Below are 17,455 nucleotides of genomic sequence, written 5' to 3' on the forward strand. Positions count from 1 at the left end.
GAATCTATTAGTGATCATAACTTTCAATTTCATCAGCCAGCTCTTGATCCCATTCAAAATCAATATTGAAGTCGCCTGATGGCTCAAGTGTAAAGGTAGCCTTATTCCATTTAATTTCTGGGTTATCTGACATTATCGTAGAGAGACTTTGGAACTCTTTAAATAAGTAATACCCTGATTCTAAATCAAAGCTTTTATCCTCAAAATTTGTATATGTTGCATCAAACTCAGCAGCATCACCAAAAAACTCAACCTCAACCTTGCACTCTTTCCAATCAGCAGTGATTTGCTGTACTAGATATTCTGCAATATTCTCGTAAATATTATCAACATTATTCATTATAATTAACCCCCTATAGCAATAAAAAATTACTTTGATGGAGTTGTTTTAATTATTGAATCCAAGAAAGCATCATTAGCTAGCTTTAGCTTTGTTAGGTCATAATTCGTCGTCATTTTCTTCTAGGATAGCTAAAAACTCATGGAAATTTACGCTAATATTTCTTATTGCTTTATCACCATCTTCGAGTTGTGAAGAGATAATAAATATAACTTCGGGCTCAGTCAGTTTATGACGAAAATCAAAAGCGATTAAATTTGAATCAAAAGTTATAGCGATAGGCACTATTTTATTCGATAAAAATTCATCTATTTCTTCTTTTTGTTCGGAGATGCTATAAATGTCAAAATTATCATCTATTAACTCTTGGCAATGAAGGAAGTGTGCGATTGAGCTTTGCCCTTTCCCTACTTTAAAAGATGAATAAAATGGCTTATCTCCAAAGTGTAATTCTATGAAGTTTAAAAACTCTGACGGGAATTTAATCTGAAGTTCGCATTCAAGTTCCTTTAAGTAATCGGGATTGTAAGTTGGCTTATTTTCTTCCCACAAATACGGTTCACATTTTAACATAATTAATACCCTCCTCCCCAAATAGACATACCACCAGTATGCCTAAAAGTGTCATGTGTTGTTCTATCAATAAGCTGCATTCTGCCAGTATCTTGATGATGATGCCATGTTAAACCCTTTGCTGGATCTTTCGATGGTGGTTTTTTCATAATATGTACTACTTGTTCATTACTTAATCCTAGCGTCTTGGCTAAACTTGGGTTTCTTTCTAATTGCATAGCAAGATTTTTATTTGCTGCTTTAAAATGTTCAGTAGCTTTACCCGAAGTTATATGACGATCAGGTATGTGGGTATCAAATTTACTGTCAAATATGGGGAAACCATTCGAATCATACTGTAATTTCTTGCCTTTTCGATGTAAGTACCCATTTTCATCCAGGTTATTCTTATTTCTAATTGTAATTGCATCAGAGGGTTGTCCACCAATAGGGATAACTTTCCCATCTGGAGTTAATTTAGGTTTTCTGGCAAGATCATTTATTTTATCCAAACTATTAGGGTCAATAGCGGTGTTTCTGTTAACCGTTTTAGCCCCCTTTAAATCATTCCCTTTCGGCGGCTCAAGCTCATTGGCTACCGTCTTCTTCGGTTTGCCCACTACACCCGTGCTTGCCGGTGGCTCAAATTCATCGAGGGCTTTGTTTACGCGATTGCCAATTTCGTTTGCGGCGTTTTTAACGCCTTGGTCTATTTTTGGGGTGACTTCATCAAGTCGTTTGACCATGGCTTGCATGCCGTCAATGGCCGAGTCTGGCAGTAGGAGGTCGTATTTCCAGCTGGTTGAAATATCTTGCAAGGTATCTCTAAAGCTTTTAATAATTGCTTTGACTTCACTGGCGGCTTGTTTACCTAAATTTTGCCATTTTATCTCCCGTAAGTATTTTACTGGGTCGCCTTTGCCTATCTTGCGTAGCACTGCAATAGCGGCTTCCATTGACTCACCACTATTTTTAATTACAACTTTACCCACGCCTTTTACAGCAGAGCCTAATAATGGAACCAAACCAATGGCGGTTAGGGTAAAGGCTATCCAACCGTCGCTGTCATTGGCTTTGTCATCATCGGTGAGTAACACGGTATTTGCACAAATATCACGAATATCCATGATTTGGTCAACCACCGGTATCATCGAGATAATTGTACCCACAACGATTTGTGATGTACTCGGGTTTCTATTAAAGTCACCTTGCAGTGTGCCCCATAACCAATCGCCTGCTTGGTTGGCTAAATTGCCAGCCTCTTCCAGTTTTGCAGTGTTACCGCTATTGATCATGTGCACAGCATCGGCGGTGGTTATTTGCCCATACAACGGGTTTGGTGTGGTGTTATCTTCAGGCTGAAAATCGCGACTGTCTTCGCCGTATTTAACACTGAACTGACCGCTGGGAATATTGCTGAGTTGTGCTTGTCCATTGTCATCTAGTTGCCCGGTCGCTTGCGTTCCATCATCAAAGGTAATGGTGTAGGGCGCGTTTTTAACCGGGCTGCCGTCTTGGTAAACGTATTCTAAATCGACCACACTGGCGGTAGTTGCAGCAACGCCTGCATCATTTATGGTTACATCATTAATACGGCTAATACTCGCAGGACTTGAGGCACTTGGGCTACTGGCTGTTTGCGGGCTTTCTATATCGTAATCAACTGGCCCATCAAAGGTGACAATGTTGCTGTCGAGGGTGAGTATATTGGTAGCGATGATGGTGGCGTTGCCTTGGCTATCGAGTTTAATTTCGCCGCCGGCGTTATGAATGATTAAATCGCCTTGCCCAGAGCCTGTGATGTTAATTGACTTACTGGTTTGTAAAAACGTTGAACCATTTGGTACGTTGAGCTTTAAATCACTGTTATTAGTCTTTAGTAAAATATCACTTTGCGCGTTTATTTTAACCGCACGCCCCGAAATTAATGACAGCTCTTGGTCAGCTTTTACATCGATTTTTTTACCTGTGAACGCGTTGTTGCCGGCACTCTGGTAATTGATATTGCCGTTGTTAGTTTGTTGTTTGAGTTCATTTTTAACATCAATAAATTGATTGTTCTTTATCACAAACTGTACATTGTTTTGCTCGGTTTCTAGGCATAAATCGCGCCCGGCGTGTAAGTTTATCGTCCCAAGTTGGCTTATCCATTCTATGAATTGGCGGCCAGACTGTTTGGCGTTTAGCTCAAAGTAATGTTCACTGGCAAGGGTTTGTAAAATAACTTTTGGCTCATTGTCGTCATCATCAAATAGTAGTTCGTTGTGGGCTGCGGTTAATAATCGGTTATGCGTTGGATTGGCTGCGGTTACTACGCTTGGTTGATCGCTATTTAGTGCAAAGCCCATAATGTAGGCGTGATTAGGGTCGTTGTTAATACAGCCTATTAGTACCTCTGAACCACCGACGAGTGGAAAGTGCCATCCAGTGGCCTGAGGTTGGTTTTGGCATGCATACAGCGCTAACTTTTGCAAGGCAGGGCTTGACTGCGTTAGTGGTCTGGCATTTTTGTCAAAATCAACGCGGGCTCGATATTGCCCGTTGTCATCAATAAATGCATTGCCGGTCAGTGATTCTACTTTCGCAGGAAATACCATCGGTTTTGCTTGATGGGGAATAGGGAGTGGCTTAAATGGGGTGCCTCGTTCAATGAATTGCGCTTTACAACTGTATTTAGAGAGCCCTTCATGGCTACTTTCGTCACTTGGTTGCTCGCTGTAGTGCTCGACTGCGATACAGAGTAAGTCACCACTGCTACCAATACCGGTGTTATCACTTAATGAAATCGAACATCCCGCAAATAAATCACATACGTTACCGGTTAAGCTAATAACTTTATTTAAACTTGCTAGTGCATTACTAAAATTTTGTGCTTGATTAGTTGCGGCGGATTGCGATAACGCGCAGGGTTCAAAGAATGATTGGCTATTGCTGGCAACGGTATTAAATTGCCCATAGGCTGCACTGTTTGCAGTATTGTTATAAATAGACTCAGTAAGTTGAGCATGCATAAAGCCAACAAATTGCTCTCTGTGTTGGTTATTCATTCCAGCGCTACTGGTAACTTCTAAAACGCCGCGCTCAAGGTAGGGACTATTTAAATTACTGTCGCTTATCACCAGTATTTCAGCCGAGTCTTTGCTTTCAAACCAATAAAATAAACCATGGGAAGCCAGTAAACGATGAAAAAACTGCCAGTTACTTTCCATTGCTTGTACGCACTGAGGCATATCAGCAAACGGTTGGGTAACTCTGAAATCTACTTGACCTTGAGAGTATCCGGCTTGTGATGCTATGTAGTGTAAAACATCTTTTAAATTAACGCCGATAAATACTTTGCTATCTGAGGTGTTTTTTAGCGTACTCAATCGATCTTTAATGACGATATGATAGCGGCGTTTTTTATTGAATAACCCAAGATCGGTGCTTTGTGTTATGAGGCCTGCTTGGTGGCGATAGTAATTGTCTTTATTTACAAATGTAATTAAGGCCGATTGTAATAATAAATCGTTTAAAGGCTCATCAGTGAGGGTGTCGAAAATCAGGTCAAACTCAAAGCTTTTATTTAAGCGTTCAATTCCCTTTACCTGAGTTACGTTCATTGTTTTATTATTAATATCTAACAATAATCGTGATTTAGACATTTCCTTGTCCTTTTGCTACCTTGGTCGATAATGCGTGTAAAAATACACATTAATCTAGCGATAATCAATGAAATATTTGTAATCAACGATATTTAGATTATATGCAAATAGGTTCATAATGTGTTCATTTTTAAAATTATATGGTGTGGTCGCTTTTATTGGGAACAACTTTAAGTTAGAAATAGTTGTATTTTCGCACTGAATTCGGTTGACATTTTAACAATTATGTTTGTATCATGCGCTAATTCTAAGGACTGAATAATTACCGCGTTAGTGCAACTTTAAGCTGACTATGTTAAATCAAGGATGATAAAATGAGAAAAAAAGATTTTATAAATCAGGTTGATAGCCTTTACTCCTTGGCTTGGTCTCTAACCTGTAACATCTCCTCTTTACTTGATCAAACAGGTATTCCTGCACATCGTGTTTTTTCTGAATCTGTTATAGATCAGTTTTTCTTCTTTTTGAATAATCCTCCAAAGAACGATGGAAATATTATTTTAATTAATGAAAATATATCTAGTTATATTCAAGAGTTAATAGTTTTAAATTCTAAATTAATATCTTCAATCGATCATGTTGTCATCAAGTCTCTAGCTGTTGAAAATCAAGAAAATAAAAGTTCAGGTTTTTTTTCTAGAATTTTAAATGACAATCGCTGGTCAGATTGTGCGTCAGTGCGTTTTAACAGGGTTATTTGCCCTGTTTATGAAGAGATCCTTTGTAAAAACTGAATAATCAATTTTAAAATATCTAATGAGGTATTAAATGCGTTTTGCAATAAATAAAGTAATCTTAGCTGTGCTGTTAATGTCACTCACTGCGTGCATGAGCACTAATGTAGAGTTAGACATTACAGCAACAGATAATTTAAATTTAAATCAATTTGATGAAGCACTTCCAGTGGTTCTCAGAGTGTATCAATTGTCTGATATTCAGAGCTTTAAAACAGCGACGTTTGAAGAACTTTGGAAGTCAGATAAATCAGTATTAGCAAATTCATTGATCACGTTAGAAGAACGCACTATTAATCCTGCCGAAAAAACAACGATCGCTTTTGAACAAGCTGAAAATGCTCGTTTTGTGGCAATTGTTGCGTTATTCAGAGATCGCCAAGGAGACAAATGGAAAACGTATTATCAACTAGGTGATGGTCCGGTTAAATTATCGACTGCATTAGATGTGCTGATCACAAATAATGAAGTGCAGTTGCCTGACGTGGATGAGGCACAGTAATGAGTACTAAAGCCCCCGTAAAACCCGTCTGGGCTGAAGGTGTATTATTAGCACAACACCATTTTCAGTTATTTGATGAGTATCATGAGCAAAATCAAATTGTAAGACAGCGACTTATTTCTCCATTGGTGTTTGGTATCCAGCATCTTGCAATTGATGAGTCAGCGTTATCACGTGGGCTATTAAAAATTACTAGCTTCAAATTGTTACTTGAAAATGGTCGATTACTTGATTTTGATCGCCAACAACATGACGAATTAAAGCTGGAATTAGATCCTAACCTAGATGAAGTGATTATTTACATCGCGATTGCTGCCAATAAAATCGTTAGTAATATTGAAGGTTATGCAACAACCGGTCAGCTCAGTGCCTATCATGCAGACTATATTGAGTTAAATGATGATCATGATGCTGCACGTAATCGTGAAGTGCTGATAGCGCACCCTAAATTTATATTACTAACAGATAGTGATGTAAAAACTTATTTTGATACTTTAGCGTGTTTGAAAATAGTCCGCGCAGAAGACGGCTCTTTTGTTGTTAATAAACACTTTGTACCACCACTGTTAAATATCAGTGCTTCGGTATATTTAACTGAGCTATTAAATCGCACCGCAAATTTAGTGAATGCGAAAGTCAATGTGTTGCTTAGTCGCAGGAAAAACTTTGGTTCAGTGACTGACTTTGGTCCAAACGAGATGAATAGCTTTTTATTACTTAATGCGATGGCACCTTCAGCAAAGCGGTTGGATCATTTAAAAAGTTTGTCATTAGTTCATCCAGAGCGTTTGTACTGTGAATTGGTTGATTTGATCAGCTCTGTATCGATGTTTGAACACAGTGATTTAGTAAACCAAGTCCCTCCTTATCAGCATAAACAACTCAGCCATGTATTTGGTAAGTTAGATGAGTTGCTAACTAAGCTACTTGAAGGTGTTGTGCCTAAGAAAATGGCTGGCCTTAAACTTGAAAAAATTTCCAATGCTATTCATCAGGTTGCGACTATTGACTCAGCAATTTTTGAGCATAACGACTTCTATCTCGCGGTTTATTTTGAAGCTGAGGATACTAAGTGGATTGAAACATTTAGCGACCAAGTTAAAGTTGGCGCAACTGAAAAACTCGATATTATGATTTCATCAGCCCTTGCAGGTGTTCAGCTAACTCACTGCCAACGGCCGCCAAATAAATTAGCAATAAAGAGTGGATATGAATATTTCCGTCTTGAATCACATGGTTACATTTGGCAGCAAATAATCGAAGAGCAGTCGTTAAGTTTATTTATTCCATTTGGTTTGCAAGCTGCGCAAATCGAAATAGTTACTGTCGCACGCAATTAAGTTAGGTGAAATGATGCAACAACAATCACAACAACAAGATTTAATCGCCTGTATATCACCGGTTATAAATGCGTTATCGCCATTAAAGCTCAAGCAATCAACCGATCTTGAGCTGAACGATTTTCGTGATCAGTTATTAAATAGTTTTGATGAGTTTGAGCGTAATTGTTATGCCCAACAAGTGACGACTAGTGTGATGCAAGAAGTAAAATTTGCTCTTACTGCAATGTGTGATGAGTTTGTAATGAGCTCCGGAGCGCATTTTCGTATGGACTGGATGTCACGACCGCTGCAGTTAGAGTTTTTTGGCAATAACCGTGCAGGTGAAGAGTTTTTTGAGCGTTTAGCGACTTTGCGTACTGGCGGTGAAAATAAATTTGCGGCGTTAGAAGTGTACTATATTTGTTTGCAATTGGGTTTTGAAGGTATCTATAAAGTTAAAGGAATAGAACAGCTTAAAGCTTTGATAGTTGACATTCGTGCACAAATTGAAGATGTCAAAGGCACGCCTAATGCACTGCTTTCTGATAATGGCGTACCTGCTGAAGGGTTTGCTATGAAAGTCGGTCGTAATGTCCCTTATTGGGTTATTCTGTCGATTTGTTTAGGCTCAATCGCTTCCCTATTTGCAGGCTTTCATTTTGTGATCAACAAGCAGGCTACACAGAGTACGCAAACCATAAGTAATCAGGTGGAAGTACTCACTCAATTGAATAAAACCAACGAGACACGATAAGGCAATACCATGCAAGGAAGAGTAAATAAAAGTGGCCTAGTGCATTTTTTACTGGGCTTAGTGTCATCTCGCGCCACAGGACAGTTGATCGGTCTAATTGCAGTGCTGAGCATTGTTTGGTTTGCTGGGCGCATGGTGGGCTTAGACACGACTGATAAAAAGCTGATTGCTATGGGAGCAGTTACGGCGGTATTCATTTTATTTATTTTTACTCGTTGGTTATGGACTAAGCGTTCTGGCGATAAGTTAGCTTCTGAACTTGCAAATCACAATGCGGGCTCAAGTGCTGAGCTTGATGAAATAAAAGAAAAAATGCAAGAAGCGTTAGGCTCATTAAAAGCATCGCACTTAGGCGCTGGCTATCGTGGTAATACCGCTCTTTATGCACTACCTTGGTATATGATCATTGGTCCATCAGCGACCGGTAAAAGTACTTTATTTGCTAACTCTGGATTACATTTTCCGTATTCAAACTCTAGCGAACTGCATATTCAAGGTTTTGGTGGCACACGTAACTGTGATTGGTGGTTTTCAGATCAAGCGATCTTAATTGACACCGCAGGACGTTACACAACTGAGCAATCAGAAAACAAAGAGTGGTTATCATTTTTAAATTTACTGAAAAAGTACCGCCCAAAATTACCTATCAATGGCGTAATGGTCGCAATTAGTGTAGCTGATGTTTTAACCTCTGACAGTGAAGAAATTCGCCAGCATGTAAAGTTAGTCCGTGAACGTATTGAAGAGTTGATCACGCAACTAGGTGTTATTTTCCCTGTTTATATCACTTTCACAAAAACCGATTTAATTAGTGGCTTTGAACCTTTTTTTAATGACTTATCTGAAAAAGAGCGCGAGCAAGTGTGGGGCGCATATTTACTTGATATTAGTGAAGATCAAAAAACCGATCCGGCTGAAATGTTCGAGCTCAGAATGGATGAATTATACGAACGTTTGTGCCAGCAACGTTTAAGTAAAGTGGCCCGTGAACGAAATGAGCATCGTAAACAGTTGATCCTTGATTTTCCTAATCAGTTTAAATCGGCCTCAACAAAACTAACCGAATTTGTAAACTTGCTATTTAAAGCGAATCCGTACCAAGAAGTTCCTTGGTTTGCAGGCGTGTATTTTACCTCAGGTACACAAGAGGGCACACCAATTGAGCGAATCACCAACGGTGTACGCGATCAATTTGGCGCGGTTGTGGTTGAACAAAAACAAGAAACAATCACCCAAAGCTATTTTATTAATCGCGTTTTTAATGATGTTGTTTTTAAACTACAAGATTTAACTCGGGGTAATCGTAAAAAGCGCTTAGTAGGTCGTTGGTTAAAAGGTTTAACTGTAACCACGGGGCTTGCCTCAATAGCGGCGATTACAGCGTTATTGATTACCTCATACACCAGTAATCAGTTATTGCTTAACCAAGGCGAAGCACGCGTGAAAGCGGTGGTTGAAGTTAATGTAAATAAGGCGAAGGCGGATCAAAAGCTAGCTGCAACACTTGCATTATTTGAGCATTATCAGGAGCTTGTAAGTTATGAAAAAAGCTTACCTTGGTATTTTATTTTTGGTATTTACGAAGGTGACGAAACAACTCAAAGTGTCGCGAATGTATTATTTAACCAGTTAAACCAATTGATCACACTTCCTGCTGAAAAACAGGTGTTAGCACAATTAAAACAGTATGAAAGTCGTTGGAACTCTGATGAGCCGGAGTCACGCGTAGGTATTCGACAACCTTATTACGAAGCACTTAAATTACATTTAATGCTAAGCACACACCCCGAACATAAAAATGATGAATTTGCTAAACAGCAGCTACTTAGTTTTATTAGTAATCACTTTAATATTGATTTAACAGCGCAACAAGATACACCCATTTATAGTCAATTAACTGCGTTGTTAGATGTGTACTTAGCTAATTTAGGTACTGATCTAGAGCATCCTGGGAAGATTAATTTTTGGCAAGCAAATGAAACCGCAATTTATACTGCGCGCGAAAGTTTAAATACTCAACCTGAAGCTGAGCCTCTGTATAAGCAAGTGATAACAAGCTTTGCTGAGCGCAAAAAAGCATTACAGCTTAATCAGTTTATGTCGGCTAATAACCGTGATGTATTAAAAAGTAGCTATGCAATTCCTTATGTATATACCAATGCTGGTTGGCAAGAATATGTCTATCCTGAAATTAAACGTATTTCACGGTTAGTGTTCTCAGGCGATTGGGTTATGGGCACCAGTAATGACGAAGGGCAAAATGCTGTAGATGAAGCACAAGCTGAGTCCTTAGCCAAAGCAATGCGTGCTTATTACTTTAAGGATTACGGTAATACTTGGTTCGAATTCTTAAATAGTATTCAAGTCCCAGCGTTTAGAGACTTAAACGATGCAAGTATTGATTTTGCTCGCCTTTCATCAAACGATGGCCCATTGATAGATTTAATGATGCTGGTGAACAATAACATAATGGTTGCTGACGAACCTTCAGCCGTTACCGCGAATAATGACAAAATTGCGACCTTAGTTGCCGGTGCTGCCGACGTTGCGCAGAAAAAAGCAGCAAAAGGAAAGCTAGCTAAACAAGCTATTAACAGCCCTGATTTTTCACAAATGAGTACGGTTAGAGCGCCAGAGCTGGAATCTCGCTTTGCTGATTTACGCCGTTTTACACAAAACGATGATAATAAGCGCAGTTCTGATTACATGGGCCAGTACATTAGTTCATTAAGCAGCATCCACTCAGACATAAAAGCGATGGCGGCGAGTAATGAAGATGATGGCCAAGCTATGATTTTTGTCCAAGATTTACTCTCAGGTAATAATCAAACCAATGCTTTGCAGTCATCATGGATCATCATTGAAAGCCAAACACGTGCTTTAGACCCACAAACAAAAGAAACGTTGGATACTCTTTTCAAAGCGCCTTTACAAGCGGGTATAGCCACAATTATGGCCAAAGCACGAAGCCAGTTAAATGAAGAGTGGGAAAACCAAGTTTATACAATGTACAGCAACAGCATCGCAGGAAAGTACCCATTTAACCTAAATGGACCTGATGCCGCGATTGCTGATGTGTCGGAGTTTTTAAACACTGAGTCTGGCATATTATGGAACTTTACTAACACTCAACTGAAACCTTTTATGAAAGTACGTCGTGGCGTATGGGAAGAAAAACAGTGGAATGGTGTTGGTATTGGCTTTAGTAAAGAATTACTCGATGGTTTAACAAAAGCAAATAAAGTAACACGTTCACTATTTACTAGTGGCGCAGATTCTGCGGGCTTTAATTTTCAGATGATGCCAGTACCACAAAGAGGCATTCGTGAAACTTATTTAGGCTTTTCAGAGCAAGGTTATCGCTATCGTAATGAGCCGGAGGAGTGGCGTAACTTTTCTTGGCCTGGTCGTGGTGCTGCAGAAAAAGCGATTCTTTATGGTTTAGATAATAAAGGCAATCGAATTTCGATTGAGCAAGATGGTCCGTGGGCGCTACTTAAAGTGCTTAATAATGCTAATGTAAAATGGATAAAAGGCACTGAGTTCTTAGCTACATGGGAACTAACCGATAAGTCAGAACAGCAATTAACAGTACAGTTTTCCTTAAAATCAGGGCGTAATAGCGGTATTTTCTCAAAATATATGCTGACTTCGTTTGCTTTACCGAACTCGTTGTTTTCGAAATCGCCGCAATATGCGCAGTCGAATAATAATTCGGTACAGTAGGGGCGGATATGTTTAATTTATTTTCTAAAAAGAAATCGCCGTTACTAGTAAAACAGTTTTCTTACGGTTATATGGGGAAAACACCAGTACGACCTGATTTTGTGAAGTTAAATATTTCATCGCGTGAATCAGTGGCATTTGATCATTGGTTACAAGAAGGATTTGCTCACCTTAATCGTGGTCGAAAGGCGAATAATGTTGCTGTACTTAATGGTGTTAAATCGTTGTTTTTTGTATCTGGGAACAGTGAAGACAGTAGTTTGCTTGGTATTTTACAACCAAGTAAAGATAGTAGTGGCCGTTTTTACCCTTTTAGCTCTTTTATACATAGCGGATTAGACACTTATAAACGCCATCCAGCATTTTTGTTCTTATATGCTAGTCATGTGATTGAGCACTTAATTGGTGTGAATGATCGCATTAAAGAAGCGCCATCAATTGATGCGATGGCGGAACAAGCTCATGCTTATAACAAGGTCGCTGATGCGTTGAAGCAACAACCAAATTTAAATCAAGAGCTAGATAAACTGCGCATGATACCGATGAGTGTGCTGTGGCAGCATCTCCAGATGAATGATGTGCATAAGCGTGCTGTATTAATTGAAGAACTATCTGCAGTATTGAAGTCGATTGCAAATAGAGGCTGTCTACGCAGTCAATTTGGTATTCGTTTACCAATGCCACAGTTTAGTCATGAGAGCGCCTTGGTCGCTGGATTTTGGCTGCATTTAATAGCATCTGTGGTTGCTGATCACAACTGGCAACCGTGGTTCTTTTATCAACTAGGATGTGAAGATCATGCGCCTAGTTTAACGGTGTTTTGTCGTCCTGTATCGGCATCCTATTTTAGCTCGATTTGGTTAAATGAAGACAAATCAACACAAATTATTGATTTGACGAATTTACCATTGAGCAAAGTGCCAAGTGACTACAGTATTAATTTTGCCGATATGGATAACGTAAGTGTATACGATGCACTAAGACGATGGTGTAAAGCATGAGTTTAAAGCAACCACATACTCACAATAGCTGGCAACTATGGCTGGATGAACTTGCTGCACCATTGCAAGGTTTGCCGTGTGGCGAAGATTTAAAATACGAAGAAACATTTAAAAGTCTCAAAGCATCTTCATCGGGTGTTGGTGAGGTTGATTTTAAAGTGATGTTTATTCAAGCAACTGACTTATTACAGAATAAGAGTAAAGATTTACGTATTGTTAGTTACTTATGCTTAGCTGCAACCAGTGAATTTGGGGTGCAGGGGTTAATTAGTTCAATCAAATTGTTTAATAAGATATTGGCTGATTTTAGCAACGACGTACACCCACTTAAAGAGCGCATGCGCAGTGCTGTAAATACCTGGTTTTTACAGCAACAAGAACGTCTAAAAGGGATTTCGCAAAGTCATTCGGCAACCGCAGAACAATGGGCCGAACTAGATGCGGTATTAACCGATTACAACCAACACTCAGTACCATTATTAGATAGTGAATCAGGTCCTTTATCTACTTTAAACGAGTGGACTGACGAGCAAATGAAACGCAACCCAGTTGCAAAGGCAGTCGAGCCGTCAGTTGTTAGTAAAGACGATACTGAACAAGCACCAAGCGACGGTACACCGGCAATACATTCAACATCATCAGTGCACAGCTCTGTAAGTCAAGTTGCAAGTATTACGGTTGGTGATCTCAGCAGTGACACGGCTTATTTATCAGCTATTCGTGAATTACTGAATTTTGATAAAGAACAAAATAACATCGAGCGGGTGATTAAATTATCACGTGCTGCACGTTGGTCTGGGCTGAAAATACCGGCTAATGAAAATGGTAAAACACGCTTACCAGCACCAAGAGCTGCGGCTTTTGCACCGATTGAAAATGCACTTGCCAGTGAACAACCAGAGCAGGCACTCATGCTTGCTGAAGGCTTATTTATGGAAGGTGCGATGCAATTTAATCTCAACTTACAAATGTTGGTATTAAGTGCGTTAAAACAATTAAATAAAGGCAAGCTAAGTTACTGGCTTGAGCAGCAATTGATTAATTTAACTAGTCAGTTTCCGCTTTTAACTCATTTACAGTACGACGATGGCACAGGGTTATGCAGCCCAGCCAATAAAGAAACGTTACTTGAAATTAGCAATGCACAAACGCCAGCAAGCAATAATTCGCAAGGCAATATTTTTGATGAACATTATAGCTTATTGGCTGATGAAGTAGTGCAAGGACAACTCAGTGCTGCGCTTAGCAAGGTTGAACAATTAAGTACCCCTACCGGGTTTGACCAATCACAAAGCCAATTATTAAAAGCCAAGTTGTTACTTAAAGCGGAGCATTATGAACACGCTTTGGCAATTTTAACCGAATTACTTGAGCAAATTGAAACTTTTCAATTAGCGAAGTGGCAACAACATTTTTGCATGGAAGTATGGCGTTTTGCCAAGCAATGTTACGCCAATCTGTCGTTGGCAGAAAGTGATGAAATGAGTTTAGCTGCTAAGCAAATTAGTCAGCGAATGATGGTAACCAATCCGGCTCAAGCAATAGCTTGGATTTAGTTACAAGAGCCTGACTAATGGGTCGAGGTTAATTGGAATTGATACAAACTGCAAAGGAAGAAACATGACAGATACATTTCAAAAAGAGATCCCAAGAGCTCGGATCAATATCTCTTTAGAGCTTGATACGGATGGCGCATCGCAAAAAAGCGAATTGCCACTAAAAATGCTGGTAATTGGTGATTACTCTAATGGTTTAAATACCCAAGACCTTGCTGAGCGTGAACGCGTAACAATCAATAAAAATAATATTGAGCAAGTGTTAAAAGATATGGCACCAAAGGCAAACTTTCAAGTTGCTAATAAGATCAAAGGCGATGGCGAGATCAACGTGAATTTACAGTTTGATTCGTTTAAATCGTTTGATCCAGAATCAGTTGCTTCACAGGTACCTGAGTTAAATAAAATGATGGCAATGCGTAACTTACTGCGTGACTTGAAATCGAATCTTTTGGATAACTCATCATTACGTAAAGAACTAGAGCGGGTATTACAAAACCAGCCAGAACTTGATGAGTTAAAAGCTAAGCTGGATGAAATTGCCCCGCTTGCTTCTGAAGACGAAAAACACCCAGTTACTGAATAAGGACGTTACCATGTCAATGCAAGAACAATTAAACGTTGCAGCTCATTCAATTGAGCAAGCTCCGGTATCAACCTACGAAAGCCTTTGTAACTTGGTCGATATTGCCCCAGTTGCAGATGAGATCAAATTAGACACTTTTCGTGATGCCAGCAACCTTGCTGAAACCCGTGCGAATGAGCGTTTAACAGCGGCAATCAATGTATTTTTAGATATGGCTGGCAGCAGCGGCCAAGAAGTTACGCGTATCGATAAGTTGTTGTTAGATGACTATATTGCGAAAGTTGATACGATTATCTCACAGCAGTTAGACCAGATTTTACATAATCCAAACTTCCAAAAAATGGAATCAGCTTGGCGTTCATTGCGTTATTTAATTAATCGCACGCCAAACAATGCCAACATCAAAATCGAAATGCTCGACGTTGATAAAGAAACCCTGCGTGATGACTTTGAAGAAGCACCTGATACCACGCAATCAGCATTGTACAAGCATGTTTATACCTCAGATTACGACACCCCAGGTGGCGAACCAGTATCGACTATGGTATCGAACTTTGAGTTTGATTGTTCAGCGCCAGATGTTTCATTACTACAAGAAATTTCACGCGTATCAGCTGCGGCGCACTGCCCATTTATGGGCAGCGTAGGACCTAAGTTTTTCTTGAAAGACTCACTTGATGAAGTATCTAAAATTCAAGATATTGGTTCGTACATGGAGCGTGCTGAATTTTTACGTTGGAAAAACTTCCGTGAATCAGAAGATTCACGCTATATCGGCCTAGCGTTCCCACGTTTCTTATTGCGCTTACCGTATGGTGAAACTAATCCACTGCGTAACTTTAACTACCAAGAAGATGTAAACAGTGAACACCATGAGCGCTATTTATGGGGTAACGCAACGTTTGCTTTTGCCGCCAATATTATTCGCAGTTTCCATGATAATGGTTGGGCAGTTAACATTCGTGGCCCACAGTCGGGCGGTAAAGTTGAGAATTTACCACTTCATTCATTCGAAGCAGGTAAAGGCTCAGAAACTAAGATCCCAACAGAAGTATTGATCTCAGAGACTAAAGAGCTTGAATTTGCTAACCAAGGGTTTATTCCACTTAGTTATTATAAAAATTCAGACTTTGCGTGTTTCTTCTCAGCTAATAGTGCGCAAAAGCCACAAGTGCTTGAAACGCCAGAAGCAACCTCAAACGCACGTATTAACTCGCGTTTACCGTATATCTTCTTAGTATCGCGCATTGCGCATTACTTAAAAGTGTTGCAGCGTGAAAACATAGGTTCGAGTAAACCTCGCCATGAATTAGAGCAGCAGCTTAACGATTGGTTAGGTGCGTTAGTTACTAAAATGAATAACCCTGATGAGTCGTTAATTGCAACGCATCCATTAAAAGATGCCAAAGTGACTGTTGCTGAAATTCCGGGTAACCCAGGTTATTACCGTGTTAGTACGTACATAGTGCCACATTTCCAAGTGGAAGGTATTGATGTGCGCTTAGCACTAGTAGGGCAGATGCCTGGCGAAAAATGAACTGCCAAGCCGCCGATGAAACGCATTTAACGCAGGCTTTTAAAGTGTAAATACGTCAATTTGGTGAGTAGCTGGTTGGTGTAAAAAACGTTATGAAAAAGATTGCCCCAAGTTGGTTGCATCCAACTTGGGACATGTTCCCCAGTGGCGTGAAGCAGAGGGCTTTTTGGGGGGCATAAACATGGTTGTTTATGCCAATGCCAACTAACAGGAAACACTTCATTCTAAAAGGAGAATAATGAAATGGCAATTCCAGCGTATATGTGGTTAAAGGATGACCAAGGTAATGACATCAAAGGTTCTGTAACTGTTGCAGAGCGTGAAGGTTCAATCGAGATCCTACACTTTGATCATGAACTTCGCATTCCTACAGATAACGACACGGGTGAACTTACAGGTACACGTAAGCATGAACCGTTTGTAATTACTAAAGCGGTAGATGCAGCTACACCGTATCTGTATAAAGCGTGCTCGAACGGTCAAACACTTAAGCAACTTGAGCTTAAATGGTACCGTATCGATGACACAGGGACTGAGCGTGAGTATTTCTGCCACAAGTTGGAAGATGTAAAAATTACGTCAATCTCACCAACAATGCACAACGTAAAAGACTTAGACAAGGAGCGTTATCCGCACCTTGAAACAGTATGTTTACGTTATAAGCGCATTACTTGGACATACCTTGATGGCAACATCGAGTTCTCTGACTCTTGGACTGAAGGTCGATAAGTCGGAATTTTTAAAGGATATGCGCAAGCATATCCTTTTATCAGAGGTAAGTTCATGGCGTTATTCGATTTTTTAACTCAACCTGTCATTCGTAATGGACATCAAGGTTTTCAGACTGATGAGCAAAATAGTGTCTGTAACCATCTTAATGAGCTGCTTAATGCTCGCCGTGGGGTGTTAAAGCATTTGGCTGATTATGGTTTGCCCGATATTGAAGATATTTACGAAGGTTTGCCTTATTCGCAACATACTTTGGCGTTTGAGGTTAAAAAATTGATTGAGAAATATGAGCCAAGAGTGCGTTATGCCAATGTTATTCCAATGGAAATACGTGAAGAAAATTGCGTGATCCGACTGGATATTCAAGCATTTCTAACCAGTGGCCAATGTATTAAGTTAAACACGCGGTTTGAATCAGGCGGTAAGGCTGATGTAATGCAGCACGCTAAAAATGGTGACTAATATTTCAATG

14 protein-coding genes are annotated in these 17,455 nt (G+C 39.6%); 11 read left to right on the top strand and 3 right to left on the bottom strand.

Going from position 1 to position 17,455, the window contains the following annotated elements; all coding sequences use genetic code 11:
• Nucleotides 1-7: 7 nt before the first annotated feature.
• From H5162_RS00925 to vgrG, 3 genes are all read right to left on the bottom strand, one after another.
• Nucleotides 8-340: an immunity protein YezG family protein gene (locus H5162_RS00925; RefSeq protein WP_182730839.1), complete on the bottom strand. Its 333-nt coding sequence runs from the start codon at nt 338-340 to the stop codon at nt 8-10.
• A gap of 99 nt (nt 341-439) precedes the next feature.
• The gene (locus H5162_RS00930; RefSeq protein WP_145242511.1) at nt 440-913 is read right to left on the bottom strand and encodes an SMI1/KNR4 family protein; all 474 of its coding nucleotides are present in this window, start codon (nt 911-913) and stop codon (nt 440-442) included.
• Between the two features lie 2 nt (nt 914-915).
• Complete coding sequence (gene vgrG, locus H5162_RS00935) at nt 916-4,536, bottom strand: type VI secretion system tip protein VgrG (protein WP_182777378.1); 3,621 nt, start codon at nt 4,534-4,536, stop codon at nt 916-918.
• Nucleotides 4,537-4,850: 314 nt separating this feature from the next.
• Here vgrG and H5162_RS00940 point away from each other — a divergent pair, with 314 nt between their 5' ends.
• From H5162_RS00940 to tssE, 11 genes are all read left to right on the top strand, one after another.
• Nucleotides 4,851-5,270 (top strand): hypothetical protein, encoded by a 420-nt coding sequence (locus H5162_RS00940; RefSeq protein ID WP_145242501.1) that lies wholly within the window; start codon nt 4,851-4,853, stop codon nt 5,268-5,270.
• Between the two features lie 34 nt (nt 5,271-5,304).
• A complete protein-coding gene (gene tssJ, locus H5162_RS00945) occupies nt 5,305-5,772 on the top strand; it encodes a type VI secretion system lipoprotein TssJ (RefSeq protein ID WP_145242499.1) in 468 nt (155 codons plus the stop codon).
• Complete coding sequence (gene tssK, locus H5162_RS00950) at nt 5,772-7,112, top strand: type VI secretion system baseplate subunit TssK (protein WP_145242497.1); 1,341 nt, start codon at nt 5,772-5,774, stop codon at nt 7,110-7,112. Before tssJ ends, tssK begins: the two co-directional genes overlap by 1 nt.
• A gap of 13 nt (nt 7,113-7,125) precedes the next feature.
• On the top strand, nt 7,126-7,848 hold the full coding sequence (gene icmH, locus H5162_RS00955) for a type IVB secretion system protein IcmH/DotU (protein ID WP_182719396.1): 723 nt from the start codon (nt 7,126-7,128) through the stop codon (nt 7,846-7,848).
• A gap of 9 nt (nt 7,849-7,857) precedes the next feature.
• Nucleotides 7,858-11,574 carry a type VI secretion system membrane subunit TssM gene (tssM, locus tag H5162_RS00960; RefSeq protein WP_182730836.1) on the top strand — a complete coding sequence of 1,239 codons (3,717 nt, stop codon included), beginning with the start codon at nt 7,858-7,860 and terminating at the stop codon, nt 11,572-11,574.
• Between the two features lie 8 nt (nt 11,575-11,582).
• Complete coding sequence (gene tagF, locus H5162_RS00965) at nt 11,583-12,575, top strand: type VI secretion system-associated protein TagF (RefSeq protein ID WP_182730835.1); 993 nt, start codon at nt 11,583-11,585, stop codon at nt 12,573-12,575.
• Complete coding sequence (locus H5162_RS00970; protein WP_182719398.1) at nt 12,572-14,131, top strand: TssA family type VI secretion system protein; 1,560 nt, start codon at nt 12,572-12,574, stop codon at nt 14,129-14,131. Before tagF ends, H5162_RS00970 begins: the two co-directional genes overlap by 4 nt.
• A gap of 64 nt (nt 14,132-14,195) precedes the next feature.
• Nucleotides 14,196-14,717, top strand: a complete 522-nt coding sequence (gene tssB / locus H5162_RS00975; RefSeq protein ID WP_145242489.1) for a type VI secretion system contractile sheath small subunit — start codon at nt 14,196-14,198, stop codon at nt 14,715-14,717.
• Nucleotides 14,718-14,727: 10 nt separating this feature from the next.
• The gene (gene tssC / locus H5162_RS00980) at nt 14,728-16,254 is read left to right on the top strand and encodes a type VI secretion system contractile sheath large subunit (RefSeq protein WP_145242487.1); all 1,527 of its coding nucleotides are present in this window, start codon (nt 14,728-14,730) and stop codon (nt 16,252-16,254) included.
• 243 nt (nt 16,255-16,497) lie between these two features.
• Nucleotides 16,498-16,983 (top strand): Hcp family type VI secretion system effector, encoded by a 486-nt coding sequence (locus H5162_RS00985; protein WP_007584479.1) that lies wholly within the window; start codon nt 16,498-16,500, stop codon nt 16,981-16,983.
• 54 nt (nt 16,984-17,037) lie between these two features.
• Entirely contained in the window at nt 17,038-17,445 is a 408-nt protein-coding gene (gene tssE / locus H5162_RS00990) for a type VI secretion system baseplate subunit TssE (RefSeq protein WP_182777380.1), read from the top strand.
• Nucleotides 17,446-17,455 lie beyond the last annotated feature (10 nt).

Origin of the sequence: Pseudoalteromonas sp. SR41-8, assembly GCF_014163915.1 — a bacterium.
Taxonomy (GTDB): domain Bacteria; phylum Pseudomonadota; class Gammaproteobacteria; order Enterobacterales; family Alteromonadaceae; genus Pseudoalteromonas; species Pseudoalteromonas rhizosphaerae.

Coding starts and splice junctions, on each gene's coding strand:
- H5162_RS00925 (WP_182730839.1), bottom strand. CDS start 340: ATGAATAATGTTGATAATATTTACGAGAATATTGCAGAATATCTAGTA.
- H5162_RS00930 (WP_145242511.1), bottom strand. CDS start 913: ATGTTAAAATGTGAACCGTATTTGTGGGAAGAAAATAAGCCAACTTAC.
- vgrG (WP_182777378.1), bottom strand. CDS start 4,536: ATGTCTAAATCACGATTATTGTTAGATATTAATAATAAAACAATGAAC.
- H5162_RS00940 (WP_145242501.1), top strand. CDS start 4,851: ATGAGAAAAAAAGATTTTATAAATCAGGTTGATAGCCTTTACTCCTTG.
- tssJ (WP_145242499.1), top strand. CDS start 5,305: ATGCGTTTTGCAATAAATAAAGTAATCTTAGCTGTGCTGTTAATGTCA.
- tssK (WP_145242497.1), top strand. CDS start 5,772: ATGAGTACTAAAGCCCCCGTAAAACCCGTCTGGGCTGAAGGTGTATTA.
- icmH (WP_182719396.1), top strand. CDS start 7,126: ATGCAACAACAATCACAACAACAAGATTTAATCGCCTGTATATCACCG.
- tssM (WP_182730836.1), top strand. CDS start 7,858: ATGCAAGGAAGAGTAAATAAAAGTGGCCTAGTGCATTTTTTACTGGGC.
- tagF (WP_182730835.1), top strand. CDS start 11,583: ATGTTTAATTTATTTTCTAAAAAGAAATCGCCGTTACTAGTAAAACAG.
- H5162_RS00970 (WP_182719398.1), top strand. CDS start 12,572: ATGAGTTTAAAGCAACCACATACTCACAATAGCTGGCAACTATGGCTG.
- tssB (WP_145242489.1), top strand. CDS start 14,196: ATGACAGATACATTTCAAAAAGAGATCCCAAGAGCTCGGATCAATATC.
- tssC (WP_145242487.1), top strand. CDS start 14,728: ATGTCAATGCAAGAACAATTAAACGTTGCAGCTCATTCAATTGAGCAA.
- H5162_RS00985 (WP_007584479.1), top strand. CDS start 16,498: ATGGCAATTCCAGCGTATATGTGGTTAAAGGATGACCAAGGTAATGAC.
- tssE (WP_182777380.1), top strand. CDS start 17,038: ATGGCGTTATTCGATTTTTTAACTCAACCTGTCATTCGTAATGGACAT.